Origin of the sequence: Nostoc sp. XA010 (assembly GCF_020829625.1) — a bacterium.
Taxonomy (GTDB): domain Bacteria; phylum Cyanobacteriota; class Cyanobacteriia; order Cyanobacteriales; family Nostocaceae; genus Nostoc.
The window spans coordinates 65584-78087 of record NZ_JAIVFX010000016.1 but is presented as its reverse complement, the minus strand read 5'-3'; the positions used below and the strand labels follow the sequence as shown (position 1 = coordinate 78087).

Here is a 12504-nt window from a genome sequence, read left to right as displayed (position 1 = left end):
GTGAAATGATAGTGGAACCTTTGGCTGGTGGGGAGTACAAATAGGTGTTGCACACGCACTTGAAGTCATTAAATTTTCAGGCGATCGCTCTATTTTGAGCAAGCATGTACATTAGAGTTCTATTACTTATCGCTAGCGAATACCTTGTGCTATTCCAAGTCAGAAGAAAGCTAAAAAGGTGACCGGACATTAGACCACGCTCAATGCTTCATTGATTGCCGTCATAAATAACTCATTTAAAGGAATTCCTGCTGCGTTTGCCGTACAGGCAATCACCGCGTTATGGTCAAAAATACAAAACAACCCGGCTTCTAAAAACCAAGGTTGTCCCTGTGGGTCGATCCGGAAGTCAAATAAACTATAATGGCGACAGCCCAAAGCCAAATGACACTTCTTAACTTCTTGCTGAACCTTTTGGGTGATCGGGTCATTAATATCTACAATCCAACCTGGGACATAATTTTTAGCAGTTGAATCCAAATCACCCTCGATTGGTATTTTGAATTTGTCAGTATAGCTGCGGATGGGTCTGGTTTGCGGGTCTATCTGATACTCTTCAAGGGGTAAACCGATTAGCTCCCCATCTTTGACAATAGCGCCGCATCTGACTTCTCGACCGGCTTCAATGAATGTTTCTACGATTACCTCATCTGCAAATTCAAATGCTTTCTTCAAAGCAGCGTCATACTCACTCTTTTCTTTGACTAAGGACACCCCTAAAGAGTTGTCGGCATTTGCGGGTTTGATGACTGCTGGAGGTATAATTGTCGGAACGTCTCCTTGGCGGAGCAGTTCTCCAGAAGGCACTTTGACCCCTGCTGCTGCGACAATTGCTTTGGTTCTGGCTTTGTGGGCTGTGATTGCCATGACATCTGGAGTATTCCCTATATAAGGGATCTTAAGCAAGTCGAATAGTGCCCGGTAGTCAGTCATTCCAGGGAGACAAAACATTTGTGGCAACATCAGGTCAATGTTTTGCGCTGTTATAAACTGTATGGCATCTGATAGAGACATCGGTTTAGCGACAGCAATATCTTCTGGACTGAGAGAGGAAGGAAATCGCCACTGGCCATCAAGTGTTATGTATGCAATTAAAAAGTCATAAAGCGATGGATTTGCCGTAGCTACCAGACAGCTTTGGGCGTAATTGCGTGACAACTGACAGTAAAAATCATTGTATGCAGATCCAACTAAATGAAGGATACGAAGTACTGGCATGATTCATCTTCTTAAGTTCTTCTTAAGTACTGTTGTATTTTGTATAACAACTGCGATTACAAAAAATAGCTTGAGGGGAGATGAGGAAGCAAGCGAAAAATTATTCCTTCTTATCTTCTTCATCCCTTTGAAGTCTAAGCCTTGGCTTAGACTTCTCTGCTCATCTCCCTTATCTCTCGATTACACAACCCGTCTAATCAAGGTTATACCATCTCGGATGGGCAAGAGAACTTGCTCTACACGAGGATCGGCGGCGACAATACGGTTGAACTGAGCGATCGCTTCACCGTTGGCAGTACGTTGTTCGGGTGGTAGGTAAACTTGTCCCTGCAACAAAGTATTATCCACACAGATTAAGCCGTCGGGAGTCAGTAAGTTACTATCCAAAATGGTCTGGAAGTACTTTACATACTCTTTTTTATCTGCATCAATGAAGATCAGATCAAATACTTCTTTTCTCGCAGCCAGCTTGTAGAGTGTCTCTAGAGCTGGTGCTACTTCCACAACGATTTTGTCGCCGTGGGGAGACTCACTAAAGCAACGAACAGCAAATTCAGCAACATAGGGATCTACTTCGCAACCTATAAGTTGCCCATCACTTGGTAATGCTTCTGCCATTGCTAAGGCTGAATAGCCTGTGAACATTCCTACTTCTAGAATGCGCTTTGCCTTGGTGATATGAACAAACATTTTCAATGTCTGTCCTTCAAGATGTCCTGAGAGCATCTCCTGCTCTAGTTGACGCACTGTTTCACCATCACTGAAGCGCTTGCTCCAGTCTTCAATGCTTGTTTTTTGCGCCAATGCTGTCAATGCGCTCGATTCCGGGGTGGTGTAATCATCCAAGTAGGGATCTAAACCCGCCGCTAATTGAACTCCCTGCCGCAAAGAATCTAATATCTCTACGGAAATGTTGTTCTCTTGTGCTAATTTGAGAGTTTGCTGTAGCTGGGCTACTAAGATGCTATGTGGCGTTATCGGCCTAGCTGTTTCTCGTCCTAAAACACTCGTCATATTTTCACACCCCTACTAGCTTGGCTTCTTGACTTTCAATGTATGCGTCAACACCTTTTCCGCCACGAGGGTATTTAGCACAAAGACGTTTGTGTTCAACTAAAGCAGCATCAAGTTCTTCACGAGTCAGATCATTGGCAAAGAAGCACTCACCAATCGGACAAGGCATGGCTGCACGTAGTTTGCCATCTCGTGTCAAGCTTATAGACTGGGTAGCATCCCAGAGCAAATCCCCATCTAGTAGAGGATGATCGAGTGATAAACCTATACGACTCATCAAGTCTAGGATGCGATCGCGCTCTCCTGTTGGAATATAGCCCCGTTGTGCTGCAATGGTTGCAGACAAAGCCATATCTATATTGACCGCATGACCATGATATAGGGGTATCTGAGGTGCTAATTCTAGGGTAGGACTCCAAGTGTGACCGTAGGCGATGACGCGATCGAGGTCTATTTCATGCAAGTTAGGAGTCTCTAACTCCAACATGGTTTTGATTGCCTCATAGTTGACTTTATGGGCAATCTCTTTAATTTCCGGTGTAGCATTCACATGTCCAAAGTGAGTGGAAAGCAGTTCTTCGCCATATTGGTATAGCAGTTCAAAGACTTCGGAGTTAGAAACTACAGCAATTTTCACCAACTCTGCCATCCCATTACGAACTTGAGACGTTGGCAAGGTTTTCAAAAATGAGAAATCCAGGATCACTTTCAAAGGTGCATGATATGCTCCCAAGCGATTTTTCAACTTGCGATGATTAACTGCTACCTTAATCGCTACACCTGCATCAATCAAACCAATTAACGTGGTAGGAATGCGGATATAGTTGCTCTTGCGGCGGTAAGAAGCACAAGCGAACCCAGCCACATCAGTAACTAAACCACCACCGACAACTAAGACTGGTTCTTTACGAACTAAGCCAAAATCCGAAAAAGCGTCAACAATTTTTTCAAACGTTGCAAGGGTTTTAGCTGGCTCTGTAATCATGATCGGAAACACTGTCAGTTCAATGTCATAGTGTCTAAAATACGACCTGATCTGATCGCCATAAAGTTCATGGACATTAGCATCAATTACAGTCAGACAGCGACCAAATTTTGCATAGCTATCTGCTATTTCTCTGTTTTCAATATCAAATGCACCGTTCACATAGACAAGACTAAAATCGATTTTTTCATAACCTTGGACGTGAAATGCAGATTCTGTAGCTTCAAATGATGCTTGAACTTTATTCATGTGTCTTGACCTTATTCCAATTAAAAAATTGTGAGATTTCGGTAATAATTCCGATTTACCCTAATGTGTGCCAGCAGGAGATACTGCTCTTTATCGTTTGAGATTAAAGAGATCATTAAATGAGCTTTCAAGAAAAAAGCTTACTTAAATTTATGACTGGCAATGTTATTAAACAACACCATTCATTGGAGTAAATTCTGTAGGTATGCTAGTCTCTAATTTAAGATAACCTCTAAACTAGTCAACTAGTCCCACTAGCAAGATTTTGCCATAATACTTGCATTCTTTCTTTCGGGATTATTGACTTTACTGAGAGGAAAATTTATCTTAATTGACATTTATTCCACTATGTTTGTTTAATTTTTAGTGGCTTTCCAACTGTACGATTCCGCAAAAATCCTAGCCTAGAAAACTTATCGTATCGTTGATCCCCAAGCTTAAATTTGAGATTAGAACCCTGATTAATCGTTAGTTCGCTGTTTTTTAGCATTACTATCAAACCTTATATCGCTAAACTCGCTATATTCTATTTGCTTCAGAATAACAGTGGACTTTTAGGAAGTTTATTTGAATTTTTATTAACTCCACTATGTTTGTCTCTAGCAACTTTCCAATCATTAGACTTTGCAAAATTACTATCCTAGTAAACTATTCATATTGTCTATCTCCAGGCTGACATTTGAGATTCCAGGCATGATTAATTCTCAGATAGCATGACTCACTACACTCTATTCAGAATGGTAGTAAAATTCTTTTTTCATTCAATCAAGTTACTGCTCAGTATTCAGCATACCTACCTCGGTAACTCCTAAAAATTCAGAATTAAAAAATATCTGAGTTAATAGTAACAAAACTTTAACTTTATTTAAGGAACGGTTGTCTGTTAAAAACTTCTAAGTTCGCTTGAATTGTCTTTAAAGTTCTCAATTAAACTACTTTAGCTTAATTTAGCAAATAATTTACCAGATGATAAATTAAAATTACAACACAAATCATAACATTAGAATAATGAAAATCATAACATATGTTAATGAATTTAAGTCAATCCACCATGCGAAGTGTACTGGATAACAATATATTTTTAAAAAACTATGTCTAAAGATAGATATTTTATACAGAAGATGGGATTGGCTTATTTGAACGTGACATTATACAATATTTCCAAAATTAATCTTCTTTAGAATCAAAATCTCTACTAGGCTAGCTGGCGTTGCATAGTTGCGAAATGATATAGCAACTTCCAAAATTCTGCCCCTGATTCCCCTGCTTGCCCCAATTCATCCCACTGTTCTACAACTCCGACTGGCTTTTGAGCAAATAATACGATCAAAGACAACTTGCTATTACTCATGTCTGCGTATAAAACAGACAATGTTGAGTAAACCACAAACTTTTGAAAACCAACATGAGAAGGCAGCAGGCAGCTATGCTGGAGACTCAGTTGGTAAACCCCATAAATAAATTTAGGGGTTTAAAACGGCGTTGCTTAATCAGGGGATGATTTCGCCCAATTTGGAACTAATTTTCAACGGTTTCAACCGCCAATTCATCCCGCATTTATGCAACGCCGGGGTTTTTAAAACAATTGAGTTTACATATATTGAAATTTTCTCGCCGACTTACTGAATCCACAGAGGATGCTTCAGAAAGAGAAGGCTGTAACAAATTAAGGATTTTGGCAATCTGTCTTTGTATCAATTTAAACTTAAACCTATCATTCATCATTCCAGTTGCCGCGATCGCTTAGTTACTTTTGATATAAAAAATTCAGTATTTCTAACAGACAAAATTTATGTAAATTACTTTTTAAAATATCTTAATAGTTCTTAACTAAGTTTAAAAAATCTTGGGTGGATTGAGTTAATAATTAAGAACGATCGCTTTGTAAAGGTTAGTTGATATTTCTTGTCAAACTGCTAGTAAAGTTACAAACTAAGAAATACAACATACGCAATTATTTTATGACTGCTATTTCTAACTTTGAATTCAAACGGCCAATTTGGCAAACCGCGATCATATTAACTCTGGGCTTTTGGCTCAGTGCTAGCTTAGTTTTAGACTGGGTAATTATGCCTAGCCTTTATCTTTCTGGCATGATGAGCCAAGCTGGTTTTACGACAGCAGGCTATACGATTTTTTGGAACTTCAATCGGATGGAATTATTATCTGCTGCTATAGTCCTGACTGGGGCACTAGCTTTGAGCAAAACCCGATATCACTGGAGTATTGGCAGTATTGTTTTATCTGTGCTGCTGCTAACTATAGCTGTGCTTGACACCTATTTCTTAACTCCGCAGATGTGCGCCATAGGAGTTCAACTCAACCTATTTGAAGCTGCTGCTATTCCATCGACAATGAATGTACTGCACGGCAGTTATTGGGTACTGGAAATAGTTAAGCTGGTGGCAGGTGGTACGCTTTTAAGCTGGTGCTGGCGGGAGCAAGTTTAAGTAGATGGAGAATTATAACAGTGAGAATATCTAGTTCTAAATCTCACGCCAAAGACGCAAAGAAATTCTTTGCGTCTTTTTGCTAAATATACCTTATGCATGAATGCGATTACGGATAATTTTCTACTTATACTTGTGACTTTTAAAACTTGAGATTTTCAGAAAAATTGCTATTATAAAATGATTCACTCATTTATAAGTGTAATTTAATACAGTGTTTTCTAAGCACATGAGGTACATATTAGCCCCCTTTCTGGCTTGGAGGTGGGGTTCAGTACCTACTCAACTGAAAACTACTATATACATACAAAATTATCTTTAACTGTACATTCTCAGCCTTCCCGGACATCTGAGCAAATAAATACTGAAAAATAATATTAATTAGTTTTCATGTTTACTTTACTGATTTATCATGAAGTTTATATATTTATGCTAACTTTTTTTGAAAATTATAGTAATCTGAATTTTAGTGGTTACTTACTTGTTATCTACCATCTAGCAGAAAAGAGCTATTTTGCAGGTATGTACTACCAATCAAGAATTTCGCTGCAAGTTCTTGAATTTATCACTTCAAATTGTGCAGAGTGACTATTTAGCCCCACACAACATTAGAAACCGTCTCCAGTAATTATGAAGAAATTCCCTTCTGCTGATTTGGTTGCCCGTTGCATCTCACCACACACCATCAGGGCGGCAATTACCAGCTAACTCATCCTTAGTCGGAGCTTTACCATTCTTATTGTGCAAGTGATAATCTTACCCAATCCCAAGACTAAGGGTTGCTCTACAATCACAAACCTAAGTAAGACATTTAACTTTTTAATGCTTAGTTTCTAATAATACGTTTTCTCTTGAAAAAGTTAGCCTCAAGAATAAACTTCAAGCAGAAGTGCTTTACGACTTTCGTCACGACTGCAAAAACATTGTTCGTCAGCGCGGATTTAATGCTCAAAAGCCTTGATTTAGAACCATTTTCATCTATATTACAGTAGATTTTGGTCGTTTTCAATTTTAGTATCAGAGGCAAAACAACCTTGGCACGAAAACTAAAGTGTATCTACAATTTTAGGCTGCTAAATACGGATACCAATGATGCTTTTGTGACTGATGGGCGAGAGCCAATGGTCTATGCGTTGCACTTGAGTTACTGTTAGATTGGCTAGATTAGCGAAAGATACAGAAAACCGATCTAATTTTTGAAATACTATATCCTGACAACCAGTCAGGCCATTTTGCCATTGGGCAATAACATGGATTGGTTTATTTGTAACTCGTGCTTTATAGCTTAACAGAGATTGGTGAATTAAGAGTTGGGGGGTGTGGAATCTCTGTACTAACTCAAATGTGACCGCTATATTTATCTGATAGTGCTTCCAACAAAGTCGCAGTGAATTCTGAAAAGGTAATTCACTAATTTTACGTGCAAACAAATGTTAATTTTATTCCAAAACCATCCTAATGAAGACACTTCCGATTAGTAGATACAGATTTTTCCAAAAGCTTCAGCCTTTATCTTTGTTGAAAAAAATCACTGGTAAGTCGGTTACTGGTTGTTTGCAGGTATTTAGCACATCAGGCTCTTGGTCGATATATGTAGACGAGGGTAAACTAATTTATGCCTGCTATTCAGAGAAAATGTTTGAGCCACTCTACAGAAATTTGCAACGCTTGAGTCAGCAAATTTCTACTCTCCCTCATGAAATCCACGAACAGTTGCGGGCGATATTTGAAACTGGTATTGAAAATCAGGCAATACCGAACCCAGATTATTTGGCTATTTGTTGGTTAGTCAATCAGAAATATATCAGTCCCTCTCAAGCGGCGATACTGATAGAGCGATTGGCGCTAGAAGTTCTGGAGTCATTTTTGAACTTAGACGAGGGGAGCTATGAATTTATCCCTGAAAGCTTTCTCGATGATATGCCAAAGTTTTGTCATCTGAATCTCCGCTTACTAGTTGAACGATGTCAAACACCCCGAAGAGAAGCGGCTTATCGTCAGACATCGCCAACTTCTCAATCCAACCCTTCAGAATTGTTCAAAATAAATGAGCTAAAACCTAAAAGCAAAAGTACACCAAACTGGTCTACAACAAACGGCTATAAGCCGCCAACCTATTCTATTAATACCAATGAACATAGGAGTCAGCAAATCACCAAACCACCTGCTGACAAAAAAATCTACACGATCTTTTGTATTGATGACAGCCCTACAATATTGAATACTATTAAAAGTTATTTAGATGAGCAAATATTTTCTGTTGTGGGAGTCACCGATTCTTTAAAGGCTTTAATGCAGATTGTTCACACCAAACCCGACATCATTTTGTTGGATATTTCAATGCCTAATTTGGATGGGTATGAACTCTGCTCTTTGCTGCGTAAACACTCAAATTTTAAAAATACACCTGTGATTATGGTGTCAGAAAAATTAGGATTTCTAGATAGAGCTAAAGCTAAGATAGTAAGAGCATCAGGTTATTTAACTAAGCCTTTTACACAAGGAGATTTACTAAAAATAATATTTAAACATATTGTTTAAATTATTGGTATAAAAACTAACTCCACAGAAGTTAAGGTATTTCTTGGAGATTTAAGGTTTAATATTAGCTAAATTACACTATTTCAGTTAAAAATATTCTCTGAATAAATTTAAATTAGTTGGTCGTTATCTCATAGATAGGGTTAGAATCTTATTAAAAGGACCAGTGCGAAAAAAGCTCTAGAAATAATCTTAAAAAAAACCAAATTCGATTGTTACTGATGTAGTAATACCGGGGATAATTAGATATGAATTGTCTCGCTTCATCAAAACAAATTCCACTCACCGCTTATGGGCATTTGAAATTGAGCAATAAATCGCTCACTACGAACCTTTTTTTTGGATAGGATTAATGACCTTAGTAGCTCTGAGGAAGTGCTATTTCCGTTAGAATTTCCAAAAGCGATCGCTCCATAACTTCACTGACAACTTTATTACCTTGTAAGTTGAGGTGAATGTGGTCGTGATACAAACCTTGCGGGTTGGCAATTGAATTGAATATCGGTAAAAAGTCTATATAGTTAATTTGTTGGGCTTTAGTATAGTCGTTCAAGCGCTGGCGTGCAATAATTTCGTAATCGCGGGGGCCCGGTTCACCAATTTCTCGTAGTAAGGGAGTCATGGCTAGGAGAAATTGGCTATTGGTTTGGCGATTCAGAGCTTGAATCTTGCCGATCGCCTCCAAATTAATCCCCACGCGATCGCCTGCTTCATTTTGCACTGCTTTGATTTCGGGAATTGGCTGTTGCTTGACGATATAACGTTGCCACACTTCCACCAATGCTAGGGGAGGTTTACTATTGGGATAGTTGCGATCGCGTCCTACCGGTAAAGAAGTGGGAGCAGTAGCAAACAAATCATCGGTATTAATTAATAACACTACTGCTTGAGCGTTAAAATTGCTAAACTTCTGTAAATAAGCTAACTCGTTCCTTGGCCCCCAAGAGTTAGCTGAAGCATTCAGCACTTCTACTTCCTGATAATTACGATTAGTGGATGATGCCAGAGAACGCATCATCATCGTGGATATTGTATTAGTCTGATCTGTCCACCAGCCGCCATTAGCAATAGAATCGCCTAACAGTAAAATTCGCAACCCAGAGGGTGCAGGTGTCTTCTTAAGCGGACTACCTCGCATAGAATACTCATTAATTTCAATGCGATTACCAAAACGATGGGTACGCTGGTTAGGAGCCAATAAATAACCAATCTGCTCATCGGCAATGTAAATCAGGGGATTACCAAAGCCAAAAAGCGATCGCAGTCCGATCTCGACTACCACAAATAATCCCACAACCACCACTAAAAATACGATCAACGCGACTTTCACCTACTTACACCCTCTTATACTGAGTTGCTTTTCAACGATAGTAACTGACGCATCGGGCATTGGATAGAGGCATGGAGGCAGGAGGCGCTCGACATAAATCTTTTTATACTAGTAAGCTTTATATCCACAACTAAAATTTTCATTAATACTTTTATTCCTCCAGCAAGAACTGCCTTCTCTTATAAAACTTTTCTCCCCAGCCAAGAGATCCCATGCTTCTTTCCTACTCGCCAAGCATCTGATTAAGCGGATTAATATGTATTGGAACGTGTCTAATAAGCTTTAAAACAGCAATTGTATAGCTGTTAACTGTCTATTTAAGGGTTTGCCAAAAGTTTGATATATTTTGGCTATTTTTGTGTAAGAGTATAGCAGTGTTTTATAGTGATATAATTTTTTATTATAGTATTACAAGAATTACAATTGTCATCATTTTATCAAGTTAGCAAAATTTTTTCGGGGGTAGGCTAGGATGATTAAAATAGTCACACGCAAATATTTAGGAAAACAAAATGTCTATGACATAGGGGTTGAGCATGACCATAATTTTGCGATCAAAAATGGGTTAATAGCTTCTAATTGTTTCAATAAATCCCATTCGACTGCCTATGGTTATGTGACTTATCAAACGGCATATTTAAAAGCTAATTACCCATTGGAATATATGGCGGCGCTGTTAACGGCTAATAGTGGCGATACCGATAAGGTACAGAGATATATTACTAACTGTACAAATATGGGTATTTCCATAGACCCGCCAGATATTAATCGTTCTGGTGTTGATTTTACGCCAACGGCAGGAAAAATTCTGTTTGGATTTTCGGCAGTGCGTAACGTCGGACAGAGTGCGATCGCTTGTATTTTGGAAGCGAGAAATGAGACAGGATTTAAATCCCTTGCTGATTTTTGCGATCGCGTGGATTTACGTGCTGTTAACCGCCGCACTATGGAATCGCTGATTTACTGTGGAGCCTTTGACAAAATTGAACCCAACCGTCAACAGTTAATTAACGACTTAGAATTAGTGTATGATTGGGCACAATCTCGCGCTAAAGACAGAGCTAGTGGTCAAGGAAATCTCTTAGATTTATTAGGCGACGGATTTTCTTCTACTCCCACCAAAAGAGCAAATAATGCCTTTGAAACTGCTCCCAAATCTAAACCTGTGATGGACTTGCCACCACAGAAAAAGTTGCAGATGGAGAAAGAATTATTAGGATTTTATGTATCAGATCATCCATTGAAATCCTTACGGCAAATAACACCACTTTTGACTCCAATTAACCTTTCGCAACTGGGAGAGCAAAGGGAAGAAATAAGGCTTTGTGCAGTTGTCATGTTGAATAACGTCAAAAAAGTGGTTACTAAAAAAGGCGATCAAATGGCAATTTTGCAGATAGAAGACCTCACTACACAATCAGAAGCTGTAGTCTTTCCTAAAACCTATGAACGCATTAGCTCCCTACTCCAAGTTGACACTAGATTGATTATTTGGGGAAAAGTAGATCGACGTGACGAGCAAACTCAATTTATTCTTGAAGATGCAGAGCCAGTGGAAACAGTACAAATGGTAATGGTGGAATTAAATCCCCAGCAAGCAGGTAATATCGATGAACTACATCGCTTGAAAATAATTTTGCAAGAACACTCAGGAGACAAAGAAAAGGCAAAAATGCCAGTGATCGGAATTATACAAACTGAAAATTCTCGGAAACTTGTTCGCTTGGGTTGGCAATTTTGCGTACAAGATTCTAGAATAACCGTTCAAGCTTTGCAAAATGCCAGTTTTCCTGCTCATATCAAGTCCTTGACTGGTATCTGAAGCCAGAAGTGAAAAGTTCACTAATACTGAAAAGCAGCTTAACAATCAGTTTTACTGAACCGTCAACAGTAAATTGCCTTAAGTATGCAGGCTTGCAATAGTTTTTTTAGTTACTTATGCGGATGATGATTTACCTGAGGCGATGGTATATTTTTATGCTAAGACCCTTAAGACTGCGACTGGGGGAAGGAGTTATAACTTGATGATCGTGAACGAGCTACATAAATTTGTTTCATACTGTAAAATCATTCAACCCCAAACTCAGGAGGACATTAAAAAATTTTTTGAAGGAGTTATCTTATTTCCTTATGATAAGGAACTTTTATTGCAAGCTTATTTATTTCTGAATATTAAAGACTTATTTCCCTCGTGCGCTGAATTACTGTTATTTGAAAAATCTCCAATTTCAGATTATACAGATTTAGGAAAGTGTGATTTTGTCTATCAGACCTTTAAAGGAAGCCTGTTTTTAATTGAAACCAAGTTTATTGATACAGAAGCAACAGGAGCTACTGAAAGAAAAAGAAGAAATAAACACAGAAATAAGGTATTTGAGCAAGTTATTACTTTGAAAGGCCGGTTTAGTGAATATTGGAATATAAGGCTAGATCAATTAGAATGCGGGGTTTTTACAACAGATGCAGAAGTTGCTTGGCGAGGAAATAGCGTGAACGTCATTTCTAAATCAATATCTATAGAGCATCTGGAAAAATGGCGAAGAAGCTATCACAGTAGTGAAAAATTTTTATCTCATCAAGATGGGTCAAAGCTTGAGGGGAAGGTTAATTTGAAAGGTTGAGCCAAGACCCAAGTATACTTTTTTCGGTGATTTGCCCCCGATAACCTTGTAGAATTTGTGGAGCGATACCTGGCGATTTTTGCTAGCCTACGCAAG

Annotated in this window: 9 protein-coding genes; 4 read left to right on the top strand and 5 right to left on the bottom strand. The window is 38.6% G+C overall.

Annotation, left to right across the window (positions count from 1 at the left end):
* Positions 1-189: 189 nt before the first annotated feature.
* From LC608_RS21995 to LC608_RS21980, 4 genes are all read right to left on the bottom strand, one after another.
* On the bottom strand, positions 190-1218 hold the full coding sequence (locus LC608_RS21995; protein ID WP_229555534.1) for a D-alanine--D-alanine ligase: 1029 nt from the start codon (positions 1216-1218) through the stop codon (positions 190-192).
* A 180-nt stretch (positions 1219-1398) separates the two neighbouring features.
* Positions 1399-2232, bottom strand: coding sequence for an O-methyltransferase (locus LC608_RS21990; protein ID WP_229555533.1), 834 nt, complete (start codon positions 2230-2232; stop codon positions 1399-1401).
* A gap of 4 nt (positions 2233-2236) precedes the next feature.
* On the bottom strand, positions 2237-3466 hold the full coding sequence (locus tag LC608_RS21985; protein WP_229555532.1) for a sedoheptulose 7-phosphate cyclase: 1230 nt from the start codon (positions 3464-3466) through the stop codon (positions 2237-2239).
* Between the two features lie 1195 nt (positions 3467-4661).
* Positions 4662-4802 (bottom strand): hypothetical protein, encoded by a 141-nt coding sequence (locus LC608_RS21980; protein ID WP_229555531.1) that lies wholly within the window; start codon positions 4800-4802, stop codon positions 4662-4664.
* Between the two features lie 625 nt (positions 4803-5427).
* Between LC608_RS21980 and LC608_RS21975 the strand changes: the two genes are divergently transcribed.
* Both LC608_RS21975 and LC608_RS21970 read left to right on the top strand, forming a co-directional pair.
* Entirely contained in the window at positions 5428-5916 is a 489-nt protein-coding gene (locus LC608_RS21975; RefSeq protein WP_229555530.1) for a hypothetical protein, read from the top strand.
* Between the two features lie 1458 nt (positions 5917-7374).
* Positions 7375-8457, top strand: a complete 1083-nt coding sequence (locus tag LC608_RS21970; RefSeq protein WP_229555529.1) for a response regulator — start codon at positions 7375-7377, stop codon at positions 8455-8457.
* Positions 8458-8815: 358 nt separating this feature from the next.
* On the opposite strand, the gene LC608_RS21965 is transcribed toward LC608_RS21970, so the two are convergent.
* A complete protein-coding gene (locus tag LC608_RS21965; RefSeq protein WP_229555528.1) occupies positions 8816-9787 on the bottom strand; it encodes an SGNH/GDSL hydrolase family protein in 972 nt (323 codons plus the stop codon).
* Positions 9788-10259: 472 nt separating this feature from the next.
* On the opposite strand from LC608_RS21965, the gene LC608_RS21960 reads away from it, so the two are divergent.
* On the top strand, positions 10260-11609 hold the full coding sequence (locus LC608_RS21960; protein ID WP_229555527.1) for an OB-fold nucleic acid binding domain-containing protein: 1350 nt from the start codon (positions 10260-10262) through the stop codon (positions 11607-11609).
* 202 nt (positions 11610-11811) lie between these two features.
* On the top strand, positions 11812-12408 hold the full coding sequence (locus LC608_RS21955; protein ID WP_229555526.1) for a hypothetical protein: 597 nt from the start codon (positions 11812-11814) through the stop codon (positions 12406-12408).
* The last annotated feature ends 96 nt before the right edge of the window (positions 12409-12504 follow it).